The organism is Stenotrophomonas sp. SI-NJAU-1, from assembly GCF_020883215.1.
GTDB classification, from domain to species: Bacteria; Pseudomonadota; Gammaproteobacteria; order Xanthomonadales; family Xanthomonadaceae; genus Stenotrophomonas; species Stenotrophomonas indicatrix.
In genome coordinates this window covers 3,020,733-3,043,795 of the sequence record NZ_CP086598.1, presented here as the reverse complement: position 1 = coordinate 3,043,795, position 23,063 = coordinate 3,020,733, and the positions used below count along the sequence as shown (strand labels likewise).

The window sequence follows — 23,063 nt, the reverse complement described above, 5'->3', positions numbered from 1 at the left end:
AGCCGGAAACCTGCTGATGTCCGAAACCAAACCGTCCACCGAGTCCGCCGCACCAGAGGCTGCCGGCGATACCGTCGACCAGGCCGTAGCCCAGGGCGGCGCCTATGAAGTCCTGCGGCGCCGTCTCGGCGAACAGGGCCAGCGCCTGCAGGCCGTTGCCGAGCAGCTGAACCGACAGCGCCTGGCCGAGTTCGGCGACAGCCGCCTGGAGGTGGTCGGCCGCTTCCGCATCCGCAGCGAGAACAACTGTGTCGGCCGCGACATCGTCCAGGTCGGCCCGGATCGCCTGCTGTTCGGCTACAACGTGTTCATCGGGCTCAAGACCCAGACCCGCATCGAAGATGTGTTCGGTCTGTACCGGCTGGTGCAGGGCGCTGATGGCTACGATGTCGCTGCCCTTGAACTGAAGGGTAGTTTCCTCGACCAGCCCGGCTTCGTGCATGACTTCAAGGAGCTGTACGCCTACTACAAGCATGCGCGCCTGCTGCAGCTGATCGTGGTGGGCGACAAGCTGCTGGCATCGTTCCAGATCGGTGAGCGCAGCAGCGACGTGCGCGTGTTCCGCTGGGCGCTGTCACGCGAAGGTGAACTGACCTATCTCGATGCACGCGGCGAGCGTGACATCGCCTTGCCGCCACCCTTCGATTTCGAATGGACCCGTGCCACGCGCGACCTTGCCGTCAACGGCCGCCATTCGCATCTGAACATCCTCGATACCCTGTTCGTGGAAACCACCGGTGGCGATCTGACCATCAAGGTGGAGAACAACACCGAAACCGGGCAGGGCATCTACAGCGAACCGGTGGAGGACAGCACGCAGTCGCTGGACGATGCCCAGTTCGAGTTCGCCCGGGTCGGCTCGCTGGTGCTGCTGAAAGTGCTGCCCTACCGCGAAACCGAATGGCGCGGACTGATCTACAACACGCTTACCGGCGACATCGTGCGCAACGATGCCATCGTCCAGGCCTGCGTGCAGCTGCCCGAAGACCACGGCATCATCTTCCCCGGCGGCTATTACCTGCAGGGTGGCGAGCACAAGGCGTTCGACGCCTCGATGGATGGCATGCAGTTCAAGCGCAGCATCCGTTCGCCCAACGGCGAGGACGTGCTGTACATCTTCTACGAGCGCGAAGGCGGGCGTTCGGCGCTGTTCGTCTACAACACCATCCAGCGCGTGCTGCAGAACCCCGTGTTCGGCCACGGCTATGCCTTCATGCAGGACGGGCGCATGGTGCTGTTCCATGCCGAAGGCACCGAGCCGACCCGCATCCATCCGATGCAGGTCTGGCAGACGCCCTTCAGCAGCGATGAGTTCGCCGCCAGCCGTCCGCCCGGCAATACCTTCATGGGGCGCATCGGCAACGCCGAGCTGGTTCGCGGCATCTCCAACCTGTTCAACCTGGCGCGCGAGATCGACGGCCAGGATGTATCGGTGCAGCGCTACCAGCGCCTGGTAGCCGATACCCGGCGGCTTTTCGATGCGCATCATTGGCTGGGTGACGAGGCCTGCGATGGCGCCGAAGCCCTGCTGCGGCAGATCAGCGCCACCGGCGAATCGGTGCTGGACGAATACGAAAAGGTGCAGTCGATCCGCCAGCAGTCGGCCCAGGCAATGGCTGAAGCAGAGGCCACGCACAAGGCGCTGCTGGGCCGGCTGCAGCCGGAAAACTGGAGCGAGGTGCAGGCCTTCGTCGAAGCGCTCAACGCGATCACCGCACTGCGCGGTCGACTGCTGACCATCCGCGAACTGCGCTACATCGATACCGCGCGCATCGAGGCGATGGCCGCCGAGCTTGTGCAGGCGCACGACCGTGTCGGCGCCGCCACCGGTACCTTCCTTGCCGGCGATGCAGCACTGGCCCCCTTGACCACCCGCATGCAGGCGCTGGACGAAGCCGCGCAGCAGGCCGCCAGTGCACGCCAGCTGGATGAGCAGCTGGACGGCCTGCGCGGCATGGCCGGCGATCTGGACATGCTGTCCGAGCTGATGGCCGGACTGAAGGTCGACGATGCGACCGCGCGCACCCGCGTGGTCGAATCCATCTCGCTGCTGTACGGGCGCCTGAACCAGGCACGCGCACGCGCCGAACAGCGCCGCAAGTCGCTGGGTTCGGCCGAAGCCGTGGCCCAGTTCGCCGCCCAGTTCGCCCTGTTCTCGCAGTCGATCACCAGCGCGCTGGCGATGGCCAGCGACCCTGAGCGGGCCGACGAACAGTTGTCGCGCCTGCTGGTGCAGCTGGAAGAACTGGAAAGCCAGTTCGGCGAGCACGAGCAGTTCCTCGGCGACATCCTGAGCAAGCGCGAAGAGCTGGTCGAAGCCTTCGATACGCACAAGCAGGCCCTGCTGGATGATCGCCAGCGCAAGGCGCGCTCGGTGCTCGATGCCGCCAACCGCATCCTTGATGGCCTCGGAAAGCGTACCGAACGGTTCGGCACGGCCGACGAGCTCAACGCTTTCTTCGCCGGCGATCCGTTGATCCTCAAACTGCGTGAACTGGCCGAGCGCCTGCGTGCGCTGCGCGACAACGTCAAGGCAGACGATGTCGAGGCGCGCCTGAAGGGCGTGCGCGACCAGGCCGTGCGCCAGCTGCGCGACCGCAGCGACCTGTACGAGGCCGGCGGCAACGTGGTCCGCCTTGGTCCGCGCCATCGATTCAGCGTGAACACCCAGGCGCTGGACCTGACCCTGCTGCCACGGGGTGAAACCCTTGCCATCCACCTCACCGGCACCGATTTCCTGGAGACCCTGCACGATCCCGAGCTTGATGCGCTCAAGCCGTTCTGGCCGGTGACCCTGGATTCGGAATCGGCAGCGATCTACCGCGGCGAATACCTGGCCGGGTGCCTGTTGCTGGCTGCGGAGGAGGGCCGCGATGGCCTGGACCTGGCCCAGCTGCAGCACGATGCGGCCGAACCGGAAGCGCTGGGCCAGCGGGTCCGCGCCTTTGCCGCGCCCCGTTACCGCGAGGGCTACGAGCGCGGTATCCATGACCATGACGCCGCCCTGATCCTGCGCGCGCTGTTGCCGCTGCAGCAGGCCGCCGGACCGCTGCGGCATTCGCCCCATGTGCGTGCGTTGGCACTGCTGTTCTGGGCCGCGCGGCAACGCGATGAAGCCGTGGCGCAGTGGCCCGGCCGGCAGGCCGGTGCGGAGGCCATCGCGCGCCTGTTCGGTTCCGATGAGGGGCGCCAGGCCCTGCGTGCGGAAATGGCCAAGGCGCTGCATGACCATGCACTCGCGCATGCACTGCCGTTCGACGCCGCCGCCGCCGATGCAGCAGCGGCATACCTGGGCGAAGAACTGGTGGCCGGCGAGCCGGTGTTCAGCACCAGCCGGCACGCGCAGGCATTGCTGGACGCGCTGTCGCAGCAACTGGAGCAGGCGGGCCAGCGTGATGCGCTTGAACGTGCGCTGCAGCGCTCGCAGGATCCGCTGGCCATGCGTTGGGCATTGGCCGGGCAATGGCTGCGAGCGCTCGCCGGGCTGCCGGCACAGTCGGCGCATGCCGGCTATGTCGAAGAAGCGGCGGCATTGCTGCTGGTGCAGCGACAGCTGCGCACCCGTGCCAGCGACGCACCGCTGCAGGCGGAGGTCAGCGGCCTGCTGGGCGAACACGCCCGCATCCACAACGGCAGCCTGACCCTGTCGCTGGACGATTTCCTGGCACGCCTGCAGCACCACCTGCAGGCGTTCGTACCGGCCTTCCATGCCTATCAGGCGGTGCGCCAGGGCATCATCGGTCGCGAACGCGAAACCCTGCGGCTGTCGGAGTTCAAGGCCCGGCCGTTGTCGTCCTTCGTGCGCAACAAGCTGATCAACGACGTATATCTCGGCGTGATCGGTGACAACCTGGCCAAGCAGATGGGTACCGTTGGCCAGAACAAGCGCAGCGACCTGATGGGCCTGCTGATGATGATCTCGCCGCCCGGTTACGGCAAAACCACGTTGATGGAGTACGTGGCACATCGCCTCGGCCTGGTCTTCATGAAGATCAACGGCCCGGCGCTGGGCCACGAAGTGCGGTCGCTGGATCCGCAGCAGGCACCGGATGCGACCTCGCGGCAGGAGCTGGAAAAGCTCAACCTGGCGTTGGAGATGGGCAACAACACCATGCTGTATGTCGATGACATCCAGCACACGCACCCCGAGTTCCTGCAGAAGTTCATCTCGCTGTGCGATGGCACGCGCCGCATCGAAGGCGTATGGCGCGGCCGTACGCGCACCTACGACATGCGTGGCAAGAAGTTCTGCGTGGTCATGGCCGGCAACCCGTACACCGAATCGGGCGAAGTGTTCAAGATTCCGGACATGCTGGCCAACCGTGCCGACATCTACAACCTGGGCGATGTGCTCGGTGGCATGGAAGCAGCCTTCACGCTGAGCTACATCGAGAACAGCCTGACCTCCAACCCGGTATTGGCGCCGCTGGCCACGCGCGAGATGGCCGACCTGTACCTGCTGGTCGACCGCGCGATGGGCAAGGATGTGTCCACCAACGGCCTGAGCCACGCCTACAGCGGCGCCGAGATCAACGAGATCACCGCCACCCTGCAGCGCATGCTGCAGGTCCGGGATGTGGTCTACAAGGTCAACCAGCAGTACATCGCCAGCGCTGCCCAGGATGACCGCTATCGCACCGAGCCGCCCTTCCGCCTGCAGGGCAGCTACCGCAACATGAACAAGCTGGCGGAGAAGATTTCGCCGGTGATGAATGACGACGAGCTGCAGCAGCTGATCTCCGACCACTACCTGGGCGAAGCGCAGCTGCTGACCACCGGTGCCGAAGAGAATCTGCTGAAGCTGGCCGAGCTGCGTGGCGTGCTCGATGACGAACGCGCGCAACGCTGGGCGCAGATCAAGCGTGATTTCCTGCGCAACAAGGCAATGGGTGCCGGTGACAGTGATGTCGGTGGCCGCGTGGTCGCGCAGCTGGCCGACATCGCCAGTGCGTTGCAGCTGCCACCGCCGCCGCCGGCAGAGGTGGCCGTCGTACCGGAGCCTGCGCCATGGCCGGCCCTGCTGGCAGCGCTGCAGCGCCTGGCCGATGCACGTCCGGCCAGCGCGCCGGCTGCCGCCGTACCGCAGGCCGCAGCCACGCCATTGGCCGAAGACCTGCAGGCTGGTCTGGCACCGCTGCTGCAGCTGCTGGTCGCCTCGCAGGAACAGCAGGTGCAGTTGTCGCAGACGTTGGCGGCGTTTGCCGGGTGGGCCCGACAGCAGGTAACGGCCGATGTGGCCACGACCGACACCCGTCGCCGCCCGCGCGTGCGTCGTGCAGCGACTCCGGAAGAACGTGCGCTGGACGAAGCACTGATGCGCCACTTCTACGGCGAATCATTGCCACCGGAGACGGTGGCCGATGAAGGCCCACGGCCGCCGCCGCTGCCGTGACCTGCGTGCGCTCCCTGCCAGAACCCGTGCTTCCGGCGCGCGCCGATGTGGCCGCGCTGGCTGCGTACGGCAGCCCCCTGCTGCAGGTGCTGGCCGAGCCGGCATCGTTGCCGGCCGACGCGGGTGGCGAAGGTCTGGTGGCTGCGCTGGCGCGGATCGCATTGGCGTTGCAGGCCAGCGATCCGGCGCGCCTGCGCCGGCAGGAGAGCTGGTGGGGGTGCCTGCTCGGCCGTGACGTTGAACGCCAGGCACAGGCGCAGGGGCTGCAGGCGCAGCTGGGCGTGCTGGCGCTGCAGGCGCGCGAGCAGGCCCAGGGTCTCGCGCAGCGTGTGCAGCAGCGTGCCCGGGCCATCATCGACAACGATGCGGCTGCCGCCGCGTTGGAGGCCTGGGCCACGTTCGGCGCCGCGCAGCTGGCGACACTGCAGGGAGCTGCGCAGGTCGCGCTGGCCCCACGCGTGGACCATCTGCAGCGGCTGGCCACGCTGCGACGCATCGAAAGCGGGCAGTGGCAGCTGCTGCAGGAGCAGGACGAAGCCCTGCTGCAGCGCTTCGCCCGCATCCATGATGTCCTGCTGCCGGCCTGGCGCCAGGCCGCATTGGCGCGCCAGGCACAGGCGCAGGCTGCACAGGCCGAGCACGCAGCCACGCTGCAGGCGCAGATCGACGACGAAGTAGCCGCTGCTCAGGCTAGACTGCCCTGAGCCGGCCGCCGCTGCCGCTTATCCACCGCAAGGACACTGCCCGATGACCCAGGACAGCCAGAACTCCGGCACGCTCGTGCCCGCCACCACGCCCGCCCCTGAACTTGATGACAGCACGTTGAAGGCCCTCGGCCTGGTCCGCGACGACCTGCCGCGCATCGCCGAAATCGGCCGCGAGCTGGAAGACCTCCGTCCGGGCAACCTGCAGGTGTTCGGCCGTGAAGCCGCCGCACGCACAACGGCCTTCTCCAGCCAGCTGCTGGACCAGGTGCGCAACCGTGACCTCGACGCCAATGGCGAGAAGCTCGGCGAAGTGGTGCGCATCGCGCGCGAGCTCAAGCTGGATGGTTTTTCCCAGCGCTCGAAGGTGCCGTTGATCGGTGGCGTCATCGATCGCCTGCGTTCTTCCAAGGGCGAGCTGGTGCAGAAGTTCAGCGATACCAATTCGCAGATCGAACAGCTGCTCGGCGACGTGGGTGCGCAACAGGCGCTGATGGGCAAGCGGGTAAGCGATTTCGACCGCATGCATGACATCGTCCGCGAGGAGCGTCATGCGCTGGGCCTGTATGCCGCCGCCGGCAAGCAGCGCCTGGCCCAGCTGCAGTCCGAGCAGTTGCTGGGGCAGGGCAGCGATGACCCGCAGCAGCGCATCCGCCAGAGCGAGATCGACAATGCGATCCGCCTGATCGAGAAGCGCGTCTCCGACCTGCAGCTGATGCAGCACGCGGCTGACCAGTCGCTGCCGATGATCCGCCTGATCCAGGCCAATGCGCTGCAGCTGATCGAGAAGTTCAACACCGTCCGCGACATCACCATCCCCTCGTGGAAGCGTCAGTTCGCGATCCAGTTGTCGCTGGGCGAACAGAAGAACGCCGCCGAACTGGCCAATGCCATCGACGATGCGACCAATGAGCTGATGCGACGCAATGCCGACCTGATGCGCCAGGCGTCGGTGGACACCGCACGCAGCAACCAGCGCGGTGTGATCGACGTGGCCACGCTGCGCCACGTACACGATCAGCTGATCGCTACCGTCGAGGAAGTGCGCAGCATCCATCGCGAGGGCATGCAGCAGCGGCAGCAGGCCGAAGTCGAGCTGTCGCGCCTGCGCGAGGACCTGCAGCAGCGCCTGGCGGCGCCGACGGCGTCGTAATCATGCTTCGCAGCGTCGAGCTTGCTCGATCGCTGCCGGTTGGCCTTGTGTAGAGCCGAGCCCATGCTCGGCTTCCGTGCGAAGCAAGGCGTGTTCTGCAGCTCAACGCAGCCGGGCACGGGTCCGGATCTACAGAAGCCACATCTGCGGCCATTCCCCGCAGCGGCAGGCCGGCAGAACCCCGTTCAACGCAACTGCCCAACCGCCCAATCGGCCAGCGCGTCCACGCGCGCATCGACAGGCCCGTCCGGCCGCGCGAGCACCCAGAACCCGCCGGTCGCGGCGAACCCCCAAGGGGCCACCAGCCGCCCCGCTGCCAGATCCTCGGCCACCAGCGGCTCCGGCGCGATCGCCGGGCCCAACCCCGCTACCGCCGCTTCCAGCAGGTAGTACAGGTGTTCGAAGCCGGTGCCGAGCTGCAGCTGGGCCGGGTCCAGTCCGTGCGACTGCGCCCATGCAGGCCACGCCTGCGGACGCGAACTGGTGTGCAGCAGCGTTTCCCGCAGCAAGGCCGACGGCGGCACATGGCGCAGCCGCTGCGCGGCCGGGTGCGAGGGCGCCACCACCACACCCACCCGTTCCGGTGCCAACTCGCGCACCTGCCAGCCGCGCGGCCATGGTCCCTGTGCCAGCAGCAGCACCGCATCCAGCGTGGCCTGCGCCTCGGTGAAACTGCCATCCAGCGCCGACCACTGCAGGCGCACGCCGGGCAGGGCAGCCTGCAGTGCCGGCAGCCGCGGAATCATCCAGCGCGCCAGCACGCTGCCGCTGCAGCCCAGCACCAGGGCCGGCTCCGCGCTTGGCCGCCGCAGTTCGCGTACGCAGTCTTCAATGCCGCCGAACGCCTCGCTGCAGGCCTGTTGCAGGCGGGTGCCGGCGGCGGTCAGGCGCAGTCCGCGGCCGGCGCGCTGGAACAGGGCCAGGCCCAGATGGTCTTCCAGCAGCTTCAGTTGCCGGCTGATCGCGCCATGGGTCACATGCAGCGCTTGGGCCGCGCGGCCAACGCCGCCCAGACGTGCGGTGGCCTCGAACGCCCGCAGGGCATTCAAGGGCGGCAGCAGTGACGTGCTCATGTGAGATTTCCTGACGGGACAGGCCAGATAATATCCATTTTCCGGACACAATCCGTGCGCTAGAGTATCCACCTGTCTGAACGACCGGTCGTCTCCATGCCTGACTCCCCCATCGCCGATTTCCATGCCTTCCCTGACGCCCAGGGCCACTTCGGCCGTTACGGTGGCAGCTTCGTCGCCGAAACCCTGGTCGGCCCGTTGCAGGAACTGGCCCAGGCCTATGACCAGGCCCGCCAGGATCCGGCGTTCCAGCTGGCCTATGACCGCGACCTGGCCCATTACGTGGGTCGGCCGAGCCCGATCTACCATGCTGAACGATTGAGTGACCACGTCGGTGGCGCGCAGATCCTGCTCAAGCGCGAGGACCTGAACCACACCGGCGCGCACAAGATCAACAACACCATCGGCCAGGCGCTGCTGGCGGCGCGGATGGGCAAGAAGCGCATCATCGCCGAGACCGGCGCCGGCCAGCATGGCGTGGCCAGTGCCACCGTCGCGGCGCGGCTGGGCCTGGAGTGCGTGGTGTACATGGGTGCCACCGACATCGAGCGGCAGAAGATCAACGTCTACCGCATGAAACTGCTCGGGGCGACGGTGGTGCCGGTCACCTCCGGCTCGGCCACCCTGAAGGACGCCCTCAACGAAGCGATGCGCGACTGGGTCACCAACGTGCAGGACACCTTCTACATCATCGGCACGGTAGCGGGTCCAGACCCGTACCCGCGCATGGTGCGCGACTTCAACGCCATCGTCGGCCGCGAGGCACGCGAGCAGATGCTGGCCGAGTACGGTCGCCTGCCTGATGCGATCACCGCCTGCGTCGGCGGCGGCAGCAATGCGATCGGCCTGTTCCATGCCTTCCTCAACGACCGCCAGGTCGAGATCGTCGGCGCTGAAGCGGCCGGTGATGGCATCCACACCGGCCGCCACGCAGCTTCCATCGCCGCCGGCCGCCCGGGCGTGCTGCACGGCAACCGCACCTATGTGCTGTGCGACGACGATGGCCAGATCATCGAGACCCATTCGGTGTCGGCCGGCCTGGATTACCCGGGCGTCGGCCCCGAGCATGCGTTCCTGGCCGACAGCGGCCGTGCGCGCTACGTCGGCATCACCGACGAAGAGGCGCTGCAGGCCTTCCATCTGCTGGCCCACACCGAAGGCATCCTGCCGGCGCTGGAGTCCAGCCACGCGCTTGCGCAGGCGATGAAGCTCGCGCGCGGGCGTCCGCGCGACCAGATCGTGCTGTGCAACCTGTCAGGACGTGGCGACAAGGACGTGCATACCATCGCGGCGCGCGAAGGGCTGGTGCTGTGAGCGCACTGATGCGCAGTACGGGCGTGCTGCTGGTGCTGGGCCTGGCCGCGTGCCAACCGCCGGAACCGCCGGTGCTGGCGCCGGCGGCCAAGGCCGCTGCGCAACCGGCGCAGCCGATGGCGGCCAACGATGACGTCGACCCGATTGCGAGCACGCCCATCGATGATCCACCGGCCTCGGCCGCAGTCTCCAGCGATGACGCGCCCGCCGTGGCGTCGGTGGCGCTGGATCATGCCGGCGAGGTGCTGATCGGCCAGCACATGAGCGACCTGAAGGCCTTCGGGCCGTGGAAGGCAATGGGCGCGGTCGAAGCCATCGGCGGCAGTTGCGAGTACTACGACGGCAAGGGGCTGCCGCCCGGCGTGTCGATGATGACCGACGAAGACCGCGTGGTCCGTTTCGATCTTGGTCCGGGCGAGGACGCCAAGGCGCCGGTCGACCAGCCGGGTCCATTCGGACTGCGCATCGGCATGACGCGGGCGCAGGCGGTGGCGCAGTTCCCCGGCGCGCCGGTCTCCAGCCCGCACGCCTACGACGGCGATCAGGGCGAGTACCTGACCTGGCAGGACCCGGGCTCGGACCTGGGCATCCGCCTGGAAGTGTTTGAAGGGAAGGTCATCCTGATGTACTGGGGGACCAGCGAAGCGATTGAACTGATTGAAGGATGTGCCTGAGATGCCTGTTTCCCGACTCGATGACTGTTTCCAGCGCCTGCGCCAGCAGCAGCGCAAGGCCCTGATCCCCTTCATCACCGCCGGTGATCCTTCGCTGGACGCCACCGTGCCGGTCATGCACGCGCTGGTCCAGGCCGGTGCCGATGTGATCGAACTGGGCGTACCGTTCTCCGATCCGATGGCCGACGGCCCGACCATCCAGCGCAGCTCCGAGCGTGCGCTGGCACGCGGTGCCGGCAACCGTTACGTGCTGCAGGCGGTGGCGCAGTTCCGGCAACAGGACGCGCATACGCCAGTGGTGCTGATGGGCTATCTCAACCCGGTGGAGATCCACGGTTACGTGGCGTTCGCCGAAGCGGCGGTGGCGGCTGGCGTGGACGGTGTGCTGCTGGTCGACCTGCCGCCGGAAGAAGCCGGCGAAGCCCAGCAGGCCTTCGAGGCTGCAGGCCTTGCGCTGGTTCTGCTGGCATCGCCGACCACCAGCGAGGCACGCGCCGACAAGCTGCTGGCGCTGGCCCGCGGCTATCTGTACTACGTCAGCTTTGCCGGGGTTACCGGCGCCTCGGAACGACTGGACAGCGACGCGGCCAGCGCACGCCTGCAGGCGCTGCGGGCCAGGGCCAGCGTGCCGGTGGTGGCCGGTTTCGGCATCAAGGACGCCGCGAGTGCGGCGGCCATGGCCCGCCAGGCCGACGGCGTGGTGGTCGGCAGCGCACTGGTGGCGGTGCTGGCCGAAGCGACCTCCGCCGAGGATGCGGCGCAGCGCGCCGCAGCGTTCCTGGCTCCGCTGCGGCAGGCGTTGGACGCGTAACGGTAGTGCCGGCCGCTGGCCGGCATCCGCCCGACCCATCCGGGTGCAAGGGGTTGCCGGCCAGCGGCCGGCACTACCGCCAACGCTAAACGTACGTCCCAGCATGGTTTTTTCCAGCGCGCCGAAGGCCGGGCAGGGGGTGCACGGGCGGGGAAAGCGGAGCTAGACTGTCCGCCTTTGCGGCCCCCGGGCCGCCCTGAACGGAAGTGTCCTCCCGCATGAGTTGGCTCAGCAAGTTGATGCCGTCTGGCATCCGCACCGACAACACCCCCAGCAAGAAGCGCAGCGTCCCCGAGGGCCTGTGGGAAAAGTGCAGCAACTGCGGCAGTGCGTTGTACCGTCCGGAGCTGGAAGAGAATCTGGAGGTCTGCCCGAAGTGCGGCCACCATATGGCCATCCGCGCCCGCGCGCGTCTGGCTGCGCTGTTCGACGCCGACAGCAGCACCGAGATCGCTGCCCGCCTGGGGCCGACCGACCTGCTGAAGTTCAAGGACCAGAAGAAGTACAGCGAGCGCATCAAGATCGCGCAGAAGAACACCGGTGAGTACGACGCGCTGATCGCCATGCGCGGCCTGCTCAAGGGCCGCCCCCTGGTGGCCTCGTCCTTCGACTTCGCCTTCATGGGAGGCTCGATGGGCTCGGTGGTCGGCGAGCGCTTCGCCCTTGCCGCCGAGACCGCCGCCGAGATCGGCGCACCCTACGTGTGCTTCTCCGCCAGTGGCGGCGCGCGCATGCAGGAGGGCCTGTTCTCGCTGATGCAGATGGCCAAGACCTCGGCAGCGCTGGGCAGACTGCGTGAAGCCGGGCAGCCGTACATTTCGGTGCTGACCCACCCGACCACCGGCGGTGTGTCGGCATCGTTCGCGATGCTGGGTGACATCAACATCGCCGAACCGCATGCACTGATCGGCTTCGCCGGCCCGCGCGTCATCGAGCAGACCGTGCGCGAGAAGCTGCCGGAAGGGTTCCAGCGTTCGGAGTTCCTGCTCGAGCACGGGGCCATCGACCAGATCTGCGACCGTCGTGAGCTGCGCGACCGCCTGGCCGACCTGCTGGCGATGCTGCGCCGTGAGCCGGCACCGGAGGAGGCTTGATGGGGAGCCGCAAGTACTTCGGTACCGACGGCATCCGCGGCCGGGTCGGTCAAGGGCCGATCTCGGCTGATTTCGTGCTGCGCCTGGGCAACGCCCTGGGCCGTGTGCTGGTTGCCCAGCGTGGCCAGGAGGGGCGCCGTCCGATCGTGGTGATCGGCAAGGACACGCGGATCTCCGGCTACATGTTCGAAGCCGCGCTGGAAGCCGGGTTGGTCGCTGCGGGCGCTGACGTGCAGCTGCTCGGCCCGATGCCGACCCCGGCCGTTGCCTTCCTGACCCGTACCCTGGGCGTGGATGCGGGCATCGTCATCAGTGCTTCGCACAATCCGCATTACGACAACGGCATCAAGTTCTTCTCCGCCCAGGGCGAGAAGCTCGACGATGCAACCGAGCTGGCGCTGGAAGCCGCATTGGACGTGCCGTTCACCACGGCCGTTTCGGAGAAGCTCGGCAAGGCCTCGCGTGCACGCGAGGCCGTCGGCCGCTACATCGAGTTCTGCAAGTCCAGCGTGCCGCGCGCGTTCGATCTACGCGGTGTACGCCTGGTGCTCGACTGCGCGCATGGCGCCACCTACCAGATCGCGCCGCTGCTGTTCCGCGAACTGGGGGCAGAGGTCATCGGCATCGGTGCCGAACCCAATGGCGTCAACATCAACGACGGCGTCGGGTCCACCCACATCGACAACCTCGCTGCCAAGGTGCGCGAGACCCGCGCCGACCTGGGCATCGCCTTCGACGGTGATGGTGACCGGGTGTTGATGGCTGATGACCGCGGCAACCCGGTCGACGGCGATGACCTGGTGTACATCCTGGCGCGCGCATGGCAGGCCGAAGGGCGCCTGCGCGGCCCGGTGGTCGGTACCTTGATGAGCAACTTCGGTCTGGAAAAGGCCCTGGCCGAACTGCAGATTCCGTTCCAGCGCAGCAACGTCGGCGACCGCTACGTGCATCAGGCACTGGTGGAGGGAGGCGGCGTGCTCGGCGGCGAAGCGTCCGGCCACCTGCTGTGCCTGGACCGGGCCACCACCGGCGACGGCATCGTCAGTGCCCTGCAGGTGCTGGTGGCGCTGAAGCAGCAGGGAAAGAACCTGCGCGATGCGCTGCAGCCGTTGTCCAAGGTGCCGCAGAAGACGGTCAACGTGCGCCTTGGCGATGTCTCGGCCAAGGCCACCGTGCAGGCCGAGAGCGTGCAGGCTGCGCTGCTCGAAGCGCAGCATGCGGTATCCGGCCGCGGGCGTGCCTTCCTGCGTCCTTCCGGCACCGAGCCGGTGGTGCGGGTCACGGTCGAGGCCGATGACGCGACGCTGATGCAGGACACCCTGGACCGGCTTTCAGCGGCGGTCAGGACAGCGGCTGCGGCCTGAGCCCTGTCGCTGGATCGAACCGACAACATGGCCGCCTGTGCGGCCATGTTGCTGTCTGCCGCAAGCAAGGCATCAGGCGCTGCGCGTCATTTCCGTCTGCCATTTCCAGGTGTCGCGGCACATGTCCGCCAGGCCATGGCGCGCGGTCCAGCCCAGCTCGCGCAGGGCCAGCGACGGGTCGGCAAAACTCACCGCGATGTCGCCGCTACGGCGACCGGTGATCCGGAACGGGATCGGCCGGCCGACGGTCTGCTCGAAGGCCTTGATCAGTTCCAGCACGCTGTGGCCCTGGCCGGTGCCCAGGTTCAGGGTGATGCTGCGGCGCTTGTCGCGCAGGTACTGCAGTGCCAGCACATGGGCCCGCGCCACGTCCTGCACATGGATGTAGTCGCGTACGCCGGTACCGTCACAGGTCGGATAGTCATCACCAAAGACCTGCACTTCGGGCAGCAGGCCGGCGGCCACCTGGGCGATGTAGGGCATCAGGTTGCTGGGCGTTCCCTGCGGCAGCTCGCCGATCAGGGCGCTTGAATGCGCCCCCACCGGGTTGAAGTAGCGCAGCGTTGCCACATGCAGCGCCGTGTCGGCGCCGACCAGGTCGGAGAGCAGCTGCTCCACCACCAGCTTCGAACGGCCATAGGGCGTCATCGCGCAGGTAGAGGCCGTTTCGGCCACCGGGCAATGGTCCTGGTCGCCGTACACGGTTGCCGACGAGCTGAACACGAACGTGCCCACCCCGGCATCGCGCATGGCGCCGAGCAGGGCGAGGGTGCCGTTGATGTTGTTGTCGAAGTAGTGCAGCGGCATCTGCCGCGATTCGCCAACCGACTTCAGTGCGGCAAAATGCAGTACCGCATCGATCGAATGCTCGCGCAGCACCGTGGTGATCCGCGCACGGTCGCGTACGTCGGCCTGTACGAACAGCGGCGCGATGCCGGTGATGTCGCCGATCCGGCCGATCACCCCGACGTCGCTGTTGCACAGCGAATCGACGATGACCACCACATGGCCCTGCTGCTGCAGCTCCACACAGGTGTGGGAGCCGATGAATCCAGCGCCGCCGGTAACCAGAACGTTCATTTCCTGTAGTCCTTCCACTCTGTTGGAGCTTCCTTGCCGAAGCTGTGTCAGCCCAGGGCTGGTGGCGCCATCACGGCCCCGGCACCATCTTCTTCTGCCGCGCCTTGAAGCCGTTGAACAGCGGTGCGATCAGCGGGTTGTAGCTCCACGCGATGCGCTTGCGCAGCCAGCTTGCCGGCCGGTTGCGGATGGCGAAGCGGTAGATGCGCTCGGGATCGCCGCCGACCACGTTGCGTCCGAACGGATGGGTGGTATGCAGGTAGCGGAACCCCTGCTCACGCGCCACTTCGATGTAGTCCTGGTCGAAATCGCCGTACGGCCAGCACAGGGTGTCGGACACTTCGCCCAGCTTCTCCAGCAGTACTTCCTTTGCCATCGACAGGTCGCCACTGATGCCGGCGCGGCGCTGGGCCCGATCCAGATCCTGGCGGCGCAGCCAGCGCGTATGGGTGTGGGTATGGCAGTGGATCTCGAAGGTGCCCGCCTCGATGGCCGCACGTGCTTCGCTCCAACGCATCATCACCTCATCGCTGCGGCCCTGCCTGTAGATAAGGTCTTCGCAGGCGCGATGCTCGGGTGTTTCCGGCAGCGTGGCGCCGGCGATGCCGGCATGCGGGCGCACCGGTCCCTCGTGCATCCAGCCGGTCACCACGAACACCACCGCGTGCATGCCGTACTTCTGCAGGATCGGATGGGCGTAGACCCAGTTGTCCAGGTAACCATCATCGAAGGTGATCACGATCGACTTGCGCGGCACCGGCTTGCCGGCCAGGAAGCCGGCGTACTGGTCCAACGTCAACGAGGTCCAGCCGGTGCGCGCCAGCCAGGCGATCTGGCTTTCGAAATTCTCCGGCGATACCGTGATCATGCCGGGCGAGTTGCTGACGTGATGATGCATCAGCACCGGTACGGTTCTGGCATTAGCCATGACCCAGCTCCTTCATCCATTGGTGGTAGTAGTGTTCGGTGGCTTCAGCGTGTCCTTCGGGGCTGAAACGCGTGGCACTGCGGATCCAGTCCCAGCCGGAACGTCCCATCTGCCGGCGGCGTTCGGGATCGTCCACCAGCAGCCGCAGCGCGCCGGTGAGGGCGGCACTGTCGCCAAGCCGGGTGAGGATGGCATTGCTGCCTTCCACCAGCATTTCAGGCACGCCCCCGACCCGATGCGACACGATCGGCAGGCCCGCCTGTGCCGCTTCCAGGAAGACCGTGCCCGAGGCTTCCTTGTGGGTGGCCAGAGCGAAGATGTCGAAGCCGGGCATCAGCTGGCTGGCATCGCTGCGGAAGCCCAGCAGATGGACCTGGCGCTGCAGATCGTGCTCGGCGCAGGTGGCCTGCAGGCGCTGCATCACTGCCTGGCCATCGCCGACCACCACCAGATGCAGGTGCGGGTTGGTTCTGCACAGCGGCACCATGGCCTGCAGCAGTTCGGCGTGGCCCTTGGGCTCGCGCAGCACTGCCACGCAGCCTACGACGATGTCCTGTTCCTCGAATCCGAGCTCGGCGCGCACGCGTGCGCGCGTCTCCTGCAACGCCTGCCAGGACGTCTCCTGCGTGGCGTCGGTTGGAGCAACCGCCATCGGCGGCACGATGCCGATGTGATCGGCGGGAATGCCACGGTCGGCCAGCAGTTGCTTGACGAAGTTGCTCACCGTGATGACCCGGTGAGGCAGGCCGGTGTAGGTCAGCAATGAGTTCACCGGGCTCATCAGGTGTCGCGAGCGCACCACCAGCGGCGTGCCACCCAGGCGTGCACCCGCCGCGGCGATCAGCGCGTCGCGCCGACTGGTGGTATTGACCACATCGTAGCGCTCGCGGCGGACCAGCCGTGACACCGACCATATGCCGCGCAGCAGGCGGGCCATGCCACCCATGCGCAGCGTATGCACGGTGAAGCCATCTTCGCGTGCGCGCGTGGCCAGGCGCGCGTCCGGCTGGCACAGCAGGGCGACATGATGGCCGCGCGCGCGCATCACCTGCATGTGGCGGAAGATGTAGATCTCCTGCCCACCCATGCCTTTGGCGGCTTCGGTATGCAGGATGCGCAGCGGACGGTTCATGCGTGGATCGGTCCTTCGGATCAGCGGTTGCGGAAGCGGGTCAGCGCTTCCCATGCCGCGCGTATGCTGGCGGCGTCGGGGGCCTGTTGCGGCAACGGGCGATAGCGCGCATCGAGCGCGGTGGCGTTGCCGAATTTGTCGAACACGTAGATCGCCTCGCCATTGCGTACTGCGCGCTGCGACCAGCTTTCCACCACCAGCGCACGCTTGCCGGTCGGTGCAGCCAGCAGGTCGTGGCCGGTGCTGTAGTCGGTCAATGCGTTCTCGCAGCCCAGGCCGTGGCGCATCAGCGTCGGCACCCAGTCTTCGTGCGAACTGACCCGCGCGTCGTGGCCGCCACCCTGGCCGGGCCAATGCAGCACGAAGGGCACCTGCAGCTGGTGGTTGGAGAAGTTGCCGTTGTGGCCCCAGTAGTTCAGCTTGAGGTCGTTGAATTCCTCGGCGTGGTCACCGGTCACCAGCACGATCGTGTCCTGCTCCAGCCCCTGCGCGCGCAGGTCGTCCAGCAGCGATCCAATCAGGCTGTCGGCGTAATGCACCGCGGTGTGGTAGCGGTTCAACTCCGGTGTTGGGTCGTGCCCGGGGCCGAACTTGAGGAAATCGATGGCCTCGGCCATCGGCGTGGCGAGCGGCCGATAGCCGGCCGGCATGTGGTAGGGCGCGTGGGTGGAATCGAGGAACACAAAACCGAACCACGGGCGCTGGGCGGCCTGGCTGGCGCGGATGTCCTTCTGCAGCGCAGCGACGATGGCGGCATCGCGGCCGTCGGAAGTCAGTTCGGACGGCCCCTGGTGCAGCTGGTCGCGGACATCGGCGAACGCGGTGCGATCAAACTCCGGGCTGTACAGCGGTGCGCTGCCATACAGATGCAGGTCATAGCCCTGCTGTCCCAGCACCTTGAACAACTGCGAGCCGCGCTGCTCGTCGAGCATGCTCGGCCAATAGCCACCCGGCAGGCCGTACAGCAGCCCGAACAGACCATAGCGGGTGGCGTTGCCGGTGCTGAAATGATGTTCGTACACCCGCGAGGAACGGGCCAGTTGCGACACGTTGGGCATGAACTGCGCGGTGAGTACGTCATGGCGCAACGACTCCAGTACCACCATCAGCACGTTCGGCCGCTGGTGGCTCTGGCAGCGCAGGGGCTGCAACGGATAGTTCAGCTGGGCATGGCGCGGATCGGGCAGGCCGACCTGCTGCTGGCTGACCACGCCGAAGCGACGCATCGCGCTCTTGGCGGTGATCGGCTGCGCCCATGGCAGGTAGTTCCATTGGCTGATCACTGCGCGCTCGCCGAGCGCGTCGTAGTAGGCAGTGGCGACCTGGCCGCCGCCCATCAGCAGGGCAACCACCGCCCAGGCCTGCAGTACCCGCCGCCGCCGTGGCGCTGCGGGCAGCAGCTTCCAGCACGCCCAGGCCAGCAGGCCCTGCGCGGCGAAGATCGCCGACACCAGAGCCGCCACCTGCAGCCAGGTCTTCCAGGACAGGCTGACCTGATCCTGCAGGGCGCCGCCGAACACCATGTTGGCGACCATCGCGTTGAGGTGGAAGCGATACAGCGCGAAGACCTTGGCATCCACCAGCAGCAGGCAAAGCCACAGGCCCTGGCAGATCACCGCCGAGACGCTCAACGCGCGCGCGCTGCGCGGCCACAGGCCGATGGCCAACGGCAGCAGACCGGCCAGTGCGCCGAACGCGAGCAGGTGGCCGGGCAGGGCAATGGCCAGATAGGCCAGGCCGAGGGTCCCCCCGGGGTTGTCGCGCAATGGCACGTTGCCCAACGCGATGAGCGCGGCAAGTACCGCGTTGGCCGCGATGAGCAGGGACCACCAGGCCAGCCTGCGCCAGCGTCTGGCGGGCGCGGGTAGATCGGCGGCGGTGGGGGCGGGCAGGGCGGCGTGCATGGAGCGGCGGGTTCAAGTGGGCAGCGAGGGCGTTTCCCGGTGTGACGAAGTCGTTAAACCGCCCGGGTCGCGCATTGTATCGGTTTGTTTCAGTGTGTCGGTGGCATGCCTCGATCTATCTGTCACAATGTTCAGATCGGTCGCCATGACATGGCGGGCCCATACCGACTCAACGACAAGCCAGGAACCGCTGTGAGCCAGATCCCCACCCTCGACATCACCCGTTTCGACAGTGACCGCGACGCCTTCGTGGCCGAGCTGGGGGCGGCGTACCGCCAGTGGGGATTCGCGGGCATCCGCAACCACGGCATCCCGCAGGCCGACATCGACGCGGCCTACGACGTCTTCAAGGCCTTCTTCGCACTGCCTGATGAGACCAAGCGCAAGTACCACGTGGCAGGCAGCGGCGGCGCCCGCGGCTATACCCCGTTCGGTGTGGAGACCGCCAAGGGCTCCAAGCACTTCGACCTGAAGGAGTTCTGGCACATCGGTCGCGAGATCGCCGACGACTCCAAGTACCGGGACGTGATGGCGCCGAACCTGTGGCCGTCCGAGGTCGAGGGCTTCCGCGAGCGCGGTTACGGGCTGTACCAGGCGTTGGACAACCTCGGTTCGCGCGTGCTTTCGGCGCTGGCCCTGCACATCGGCCTGCCGGAGCACTTCTTCGCCGACAAGACCAATTTCGGCAATTCGATCCTGCGCCCGATCCATTACCCGCCGATCACCACCGACGACATCCCGAACGTGCGCGCCGGTGCCCATGGCGACATCAACTTCATCACGCTGCTGGTCGGTGCCAGCGCGGCGGGCCTGGAAGTGCAGTCGCATGACGGGGACTGGGTGCCGTTCACCTCGGACGCGGACACCATCGTGGTCAACATCGGCGACATGCTGCAGCGCCTGACCAATCATGTGTATCCGTCGACCATCCACCGGGTGGTCAATCCCCCGGGCGAGCTGGCCCGCCAGCCGCGCTATTCGGTGCCGTTCTTCCTGCACCCGAACCCGGACTTCCTGATCGACGTGCTGCCTTCGTGCATCACCGAGGAGAATCCCAGCCGGTACCCGGAACCGATCACCGCGCACGGTTTCCTCGAAGAGCGCCTGCGCGAGATCAAGCTGAAGTAACAAAAAGGCCGCCGAAAGGCGGCCTTTTTGTTACGGCTAGCGCCGGGCCATGCCTGGCGAGCGCAGCGGAGGGGTTTCGGCAGGGTTGCACCCTGCACCCGCAGAGGCCAGAGCCAAAGCCAGAGCCAGAGCCAGAGCCAGAGCCAGAGCCAAAGCGGCTCTGGGATTCTGTGGGTTGGGCGGGGTGGTGTGGGCTGGCAGGACACGCCTTAAACCCATCCCTGGGGCTCGATGGCGCCTTGCTCGTGTGCGCTGTCCTGCGCGCACGGCAAGACCGGGGGTGGGCGTCCTGCCCAACCCGCCCGAGGCATGCCTCGGGCCCATGGCGCCACCGGTCCTGCCAACCCACACCGCCCCGCCCCCGACAATTTCCCGCGGCTGTTGGTAGGTGTCGACCTTGGTCGACACGATCTATCTATTTATCCACGCCATGCGTGGATGAGATCTGTCAGGTCTCGAAGCAGGGAGGGGTTGAAGTGCTGCTTTCGCTTTCGCTTTCGCTTTTGCTCTTGATCTTCTTTTTTCTTTCCGTGGCGGGCGGAACCGCCGGAATGTGTCAGGGGGCCGGGTGGGTGGGGCTGCGCAGGGGCGTGAGCCGCATGGATGCGGCGACCGGGCTTACAGGGGTGAGGGCGCTTTGCTTGCGAAGCACTGCTTCGCAAGCGCCCGAACGCACAGCCGCCAGCGGCTGGGCCGGGCCCCGGAGGGGGACTTGCAGCGTCCCCTGCGCAGCCCACCCGCCCGGCCAACCCCGCAAATCCACCCGGGGCTCCCGCGACCAACCTAAACCCGCCACGAGGGGCTGCGCCGTTGGCTGAAAATCCATGTAACCGCTTACAAAGAAACGGTTTTTTGCCGCAGCAGGTATCATGGGCGGCTGAGTTCACACAGGAGCCACCCGCGCATGCGCCGCAAGATCGTCGCTGGAAACTGGAAGCTGCACGGCAGCCGTCAATTCGCCACCGAACTGCTGGGGCAGGTCGCTGCCGGGCTGCCCAGGAGCGGGGTGGAGGTGGTCATCCTGCCGCCGATGCCCTACCTGGGTGAGCTGGTCGAAGACTTCGGCAGCACCGGCCTGGCCTTTGGCGCACAGGACGTCAGCAGCAACGAGAAGGGTGCCTACACTGGTGAGGTCTGTGCGGCCATGCTGCACGAGGTCGGTGCCCGCTATGGCCTGGTCGGCCACTCCGAGCGCCGCCAGTACCACCATGAGAGCAGCGAGCTGGTCGCGCGCAAGTTCGCCGCCGCCCTGCATGCCGGCCTGGTGCCGGTGCTGTGCGTCGGTGAAACCCTCGAGCAGCGCGAGGCCGGGCAGACCGAGGCGGTCATCGCCAGCCAGCTTGCCCCGGTGCTCGAGCTTGTCGGGGCCGAAGGCTTCGCCAATGCCGTGGTCGCCTACGAGCCGGTCTGGGCGATCGGAACCGGCCGCACCGCAACCAAGGAGCAGGCGCAGCAGGTGCACGCGTTCATTCGTGGCGAAGTCGCGCGCATCGATGCTAGAATTGCTGATTCACTGCCCATTGTTTACGGCGGTAGCGTGAAGCCCGACAATGCCGGGGAACTGTTCGCGCAGCCGGATGTCGATGGTGGGCTGGTTGGTGGTGCCTCCCTAGTGGCCGCCGACTTCCTGGCCATCGCAGAGGCGGCGGCAAACAATTAGTTACGGTTGCCGGCCAGCCGCCGGCACTCTAGTCCGAGGGCGGATTTCCAATGCTGATGTTGATCCTCAATGTCGTCTACGTGCTGGTTGCCGTAGCCATGGTCGCGCTGATCCTGATGCAGCGTGGCTCGGGTGCGGCGGCAGGTTCGGGCTTTGGCGCTGGCGCCTCGGGGACGGTGTTCGGTGCTCGTGGTGCGTCCAACTTCCTGTCCAAGTCGACCAAGTGGCTGGCCGTGGTGTTCTTCGGCATCAGCCTCTTCATGGCCTGGTATGCCGGCCATGGCAACCGCCCGGCCGCCGATCAGGATCTGGGTCTGATGTCCGCCCCGGCGGCCAGCGCTCCGGCCGCTCCGGCGGGCGAATTGCCGGCCGTTCCGAAGGCCGATGCGGTCCCGGCCGCCCCGGTTCCGGCCGCAACTGTGCCGGCTCAGGCGGAATCTTCGGTTTCTGGTGAAGAAAAGCCTTCGGAAGGCTCCCAGAAAGACTGAAGCCGGTTACAATACGCGGCGCATCGGGAAGATAGTCTGATGTGATCGTTTGCCCAGGTGGCGGAATTGGTAGACGCACTACCTTGAGGTGGTAGCGACTTAGGTCGTAGGGGTTCGAGTCCCCTCTTGGGCACCATTTAGTAAGTAAAGCGGGTTGGTCTGGCGCGCAAGGCGCCAGGCAGCTTCCCGTCCACTCCCCCATGCCAAAGCGCCTGCAGGCGCAGCGGCAGAGGCAAGAGAGAATCGCTGTGCTGGCCGAATATTTGCCGTCTCTGCTGTTTCTGATCGTTGCCACCGGTATCGGCATTACGCTGATGCTGGTTGGTCGATTCCTCGGTCCCCGCCGCCCCGATCTGGAAAAGCTGTCGCCGTACGAGTGCGGCTTCGAAGCCTTCGAAGACGCGCGTATGAAGTTCGACGTGCGCTACTACCTGATCGCGATCCAGTTCATCGTCTTCGATCTGGAAATCATCTTCATCGTGCCGTGGACGCAGGTCTTCATGGAGCTTGGCGCGCGTTCGCTCGTCACCATGGGTCTGTTCGTCGGCATGCTGTTCCTCGGTTTCATCTATGTCTGGAAGAAGGGAGCGCTGGAATGGGAGTGATTCAGACTCTCGATGGCCTGATGACCAATCCTGTCCCGGAAGGGCGGGTTGACGACATCCTGCGGCCGGAAGGCGACAACCCGCTGCTGGAAAAGGGCTTTGTCACCACCAGCGTCGATGCGCTGCTGAACTGGGCACGCACCGGCTCGATGTGGCCCATGACCTTCGGCCTGGCCTGCTGTGCGGTCGAAATGATGCACGCAGGTGCAGCGCGCCTGGACCTTGACCGCTACGGCGTGGTGTTCCGCCCGTCGCCGCGCCAGTCCGACGTGATGATCGTCGCCGGCACCCTGGTCAACAAGATGGCCCCGGCGCTGCGCAAGGTCTATGACCAGATGCCCGACCCCAAGTGGGTGATCTCCATGGGCAGCTGCGCCAATGGCGGTGGTTACTACCACTACTCCTATTCTGTGGTGCGCGGCTGTGATCGCGTGGTGCCGGTGGACGTCTACGTCCCGGGCTGCCCGCCGACCGCCGAGGCGCTGGTGTACGGGATCCTGCAGCTGCAGAAGAAGATCTGGCGTACACAGACCATCGCCCGCTGACCCCTTCACCTGAC

General features: G+C 66.7%; 18 protein-coding genes and 1 tRNA gene. 14 read left to right on the top strand and 5 right to left on the bottom strand.

All coding sequences use genetic code 11. From position 1 onward, the window contains the following. The first annotated feature begins 16 nt into the window (after positions 1–16). The 3 genes from LMF57_RS14040 to LMF57_RS14030 are packed head-to-tail and all read left to right on the top strand — an operon-like array spanning position 17 to position 7,249. Complete coding sequence (locus tag LMF57_RS14040) at positions 17–5,392, top strand: DNA repair ATPase (protein ID WP_229290061.1); 5,376 nt, start codon at positions 17–19, stop codon at positions 5,390–5,392. Between the two features lie 5 nt (positions 5,393–5,397). After that, positions 5,398–6,096: a hypothetical protein gene (locus LMF57_RS14035; protein WP_229290060.1), complete on the top strand. Its 699-nt coding sequence runs from the start codon at positions 5,398–5,400 to the stop codon at positions 6,094–6,096. A gap of 43 nt (positions 6,097–6,139) precedes the next feature. Further along, on the top strand, positions 6,140–7,249 hold the full coding sequence (locus LMF57_RS14030; protein ID WP_229290059.1) for a toxic anion resistance protein: 1,110 nt from the start codon (positions 6,140–6,142) through the stop codon (positions 7,247–7,249). A 185-nt stretch (positions 7,250–7,434) separates the two neighbouring features. Here the strand turns inward: LMF57_RS14030 and LMF57_RS14025 are convergent, their stop codons facing one another. After that, positions 7,435–8,322 (bottom strand): LysR family transcriptional regulator, encoded by an 888-nt coding sequence (locus LMF57_RS14025; protein ID WP_140228029.1) that lies wholly within the window; start codon positions 8,320–8,322, stop codon positions 7,435–7,437. Positions 8,323–8,418: 96 nt separating this feature from the next. Here LMF57_RS14025 and trpB point away from each other — a divergent pair, with 96 nt between their 5' ends. From trpB to glmM, 5 genes are all read left to right on the top strand, one after another. Next, positions 8,419–9,636 carry a tryptophan synthase subunit beta gene (trpB, locus tag LMF57_RS14020; protein ID WP_032975005.1) on the top strand — a complete coding sequence of 406 codons (1,218 nt, stop codon included), beginning with the start codon at positions 8,419–8,421 and terminating at the stop codon, positions 9,634–9,636. After that, positions 9,633–10,310: a hypothetical protein gene (locus tag LMF57_RS14015; protein ID WP_033831651.1), complete on the top strand. Its 678-nt coding sequence runs from the start codon at positions 9,633–9,635 to the stop codon at positions 10,308–10,310. The genes trpB and LMF57_RS14015 overlap by 4 nt, the downstream gene beginning before the upstream one ends. 1 nt (position 10,311) lies before the next feature. After that, positions 10,312–11,121 carry a tryptophan synthase subunit alpha gene (gene trpA / locus LMF57_RS14010; RefSeq protein WP_208082606.1) on the top strand — a complete coding sequence of 270 codons (810 nt, stop codon included), beginning with the start codon at positions 10,312–10,314 and terminating at the stop codon, positions 11,119–11,121. 218 nt (positions 11,122–11,339) lie between these two features. Then, positions 11,340–12,215 (top strand): acetyl-CoA carboxylase, carboxyltransferase subunit beta, encoded by an 876-nt coding sequence (gene accD, locus LMF57_RS14005; protein ID WP_117310926.1) that lies wholly within the window; start codon positions 11,340–11,342, stop codon positions 12,213–12,215. After that, positions 12,215–13,579 carry a phosphoglucosamine mutase gene (gene glmM, locus LMF57_RS14000; protein ID WP_117310925.1) on the top strand — a complete coding sequence of 455 codons (1,365 nt, stop codon included), beginning with the start codon at positions 12,215–12,217 and terminating at the stop codon, positions 13,577–13,579. Before accD ends, glmM begins: the two co-directional genes overlap by 1 nt. 72 nt (positions 13,580–13,651) lie before the next feature. Here the strand turns inward: glmM and galE are convergent, their stop codons facing one another. The 4 genes from galE to LMF57_RS13980 form a co-directional block, all read right to left on the bottom strand. Next, positions 13,652–14,659 carry a UDP-glucose 4-epimerase GalE gene (galE, locus tag LMF57_RS13995; RefSeq protein WP_208082607.1) on the bottom strand — a complete coding sequence of 336 codons (1,008 nt, stop codon included), beginning with the start codon at positions 14,657–14,659 and terminating at the stop codon, positions 13,652–13,654. A gap of 70 nt (positions 14,660–14,729) precedes the next feature. Beyond that, on the bottom strand, positions 14,730–15,587 hold the full coding sequence (locus LMF57_RS13990; protein ID WP_117310923.1) for a polysaccharide deacetylase family protein: 858 nt from the start codon (positions 15,585–15,587) through the stop codon (positions 14,730–14,732). Beyond that, entirely contained in the window at positions 15,580–16,719 is a 1,140-nt protein-coding gene (locus LMF57_RS13985; RefSeq protein ID WP_229290058.1) for a glycosyltransferase family 4 protein, read from the bottom strand. The genes LMF57_RS13990 and LMF57_RS13985 overlap by 8 nt, the downstream gene beginning before the upstream one ends. 20 nt (positions 16,720–16,739) lie before the next feature. Continuing rightward, positions 16,740–18,623 carry a sulfatase-like hydrolase/transferase gene (locus LMF57_RS13980; protein ID WP_229290057.1) on the bottom strand — a complete coding sequence of 628 codons (1,884 nt, stop codon included), beginning with the start codon at positions 18,621–18,623 and terminating at the stop codon, positions 16,740–16,742. A gap of 150 nt (positions 18,624–18,773) precedes the next feature. Here LMF57_RS13980 and LMF57_RS13975 point away from each other — a divergent pair, with 150 nt between their 5' ends. The 6 genes from LMF57_RS13975 (at position 18,774) to LMF57_RS13950 (ending at position 23,049) form a co-directional block, all read left to right on the top strand. Beyond that, on the top strand, positions 18,774–19,751 hold the full coding sequence (locus LMF57_RS13975) for a 2-oxoglutarate and iron-dependent oxygenase domain-containing protein (protein ID WP_049469229.1): 978 nt from the start codon (positions 18,774–18,776) through the stop codon (positions 19,749–19,751). Positions 19,752–20,655: 904 nt separating this feature from the next. Next, positions 20,656–21,411: a triose-phosphate isomerase gene (gene tpiA, locus LMF57_RS13970; RefSeq protein WP_117310919.1), complete on the top strand. Its 756-nt coding sequence runs from the start codon at positions 20,656–20,658 to the stop codon at positions 21,409–21,411. A 50-nt stretch (positions 21,412–21,461) separates the two neighbouring features. Further along, on the top strand, positions 21,462–21,899 hold the full coding sequence (secG, locus tag LMF57_RS13965) for a preprotein translocase subunit SecG (protein ID WP_025876192.1): 438 nt from the start codon (positions 21,462–21,464) through the stop codon (positions 21,897–21,899). A 51-nt stretch (positions 21,900–21,950) separates the two neighbouring features. After that, a tRNA-Leu gene (locus LMF57_RS13960) sits at positions 21,951–22,035 on the top strand. A gap of 112 nt (positions 22,036–22,147) precedes the next feature. Then, positions 22,148–22,504 (top strand): NADH-quinone oxidoreductase subunit A, encoded by a 357-nt coding sequence (locus LMF57_RS13955; RefSeq protein WP_005414075.1) that lies wholly within the window; start codon positions 22,148–22,150, stop codon positions 22,502–22,504. Continuing rightward, on the top strand, positions 22,495–23,049 hold the full coding sequence (locus LMF57_RS13950) for an NADH-quinone oxidoreductase subunit B (RefSeq protein ID WP_025876198.1): 555 nt from the start codon (positions 22,495–22,497) through the stop codon (positions 23,047–23,049). Before LMF57_RS13955 ends, LMF57_RS13950 begins: the two co-directional genes overlap by 10 nt. Positions 23,050–23,063: the final 14 nt, after the last annotated feature.

Excerpts from the sequence above, each read along its gene's own strand:
- LMF57_RS14040 (WP_229290061.1), top strand. The coding sequence starts at position 17 with ATGTCCGAAACCAAACCGTCCACCGAGTCCGCCGCACCAGAGGCTGCC.
- LMF57_RS14030 (WP_229290059.1), top strand. The coding sequence starts at position 6,140 with ATGACCCAGGACAGCCAGAACTCCGGCACGCTCGTGCCCGCCACCACG.
- LMF57_RS14025 (WP_140228029.1), bottom strand. The coding sequence starts at position 8,322 with ATGAGCACGTCACTGCTGCCGCCCTTGAATGCCCTGCGGGCGTTCGAG.
- trpB (WP_032975005.1), top strand. The coding sequence starts at position 8,419 with ATGCCTGACTCCCCCATCGCCGATTTCCATGCCTTCCCTGACGCCCAG.
- trpA (WP_208082606.1), top strand. The coding sequence starts at position 10,312 with ATGCCTGTTTCCCGACTCGATGACTGTTTCCAGCGCCTGCGCCAGCAG.
- accD (WP_117310926.1), top strand. The coding sequence starts at position 11,340 with ATGAGTTGGCTCAGCAAGTTGATGCCGTCTGGCATCCGCACCGACAAC.
- glmM (WP_117310925.1), top strand. The coding sequence starts at position 12,215 with ATGGGGAGCCGCAAGTACTTCGGTACCGACGGCATCCGCGGCCGGGTC.
- galE (WP_208082607.1), bottom strand. The coding sequence starts at position 14,659 with ATGAACGTTCTGGTTACCGGCGGCGCTGGATTCATCGGCTCCCACACC.
- LMF57_RS13990 (WP_117310923.1), bottom strand. The coding sequence starts at position 15,587 with ATGGCTAATGCCAGAACCGTACCGGTGCTGATGCATCATCACGTCAGC.
- LMF57_RS13985 (WP_229290058.1), bottom strand. The coding sequence starts at position 16,719 with ATGAACCGTCCGCTGCGCATCCTGCATACCGAAGCCGCCAAAGGCATG.
- LMF57_RS13980 (WP_229290057.1), bottom strand. The coding sequence starts at position 18,623 with ATGCACGCCGCCCTGCCCGCCCCCACCGCCGCCGATCTACCCGCGCCC.
- LMF57_RS13975 (WP_049469229.1), top strand. The coding sequence starts at position 18,774 with ATGGCGGGCCCATACCGACTCAACGACAAGCCAGGAACCGCTGTGAGC.
- tpiA (WP_117310919.1), top strand. The coding sequence starts at position 20,656 with ATGCGCCGCAAGATCGTCGCTGGAAACTGGAAGCTGCACGGCAGCCGT.
- secG (WP_025876192.1), top strand. The coding sequence starts at position 21,462 with ATGCTGATGTTGATCCTCAATGTCGTCTACGTGCTGGTTGCCGTAGCC.
- LMF57_RS13950 (WP_025876198.1), top strand. The coding sequence starts at position 22,495 with ATGGGAGTGATTCAGACTCTCGATGGCCTGATGACCAATCCTGTCCCG.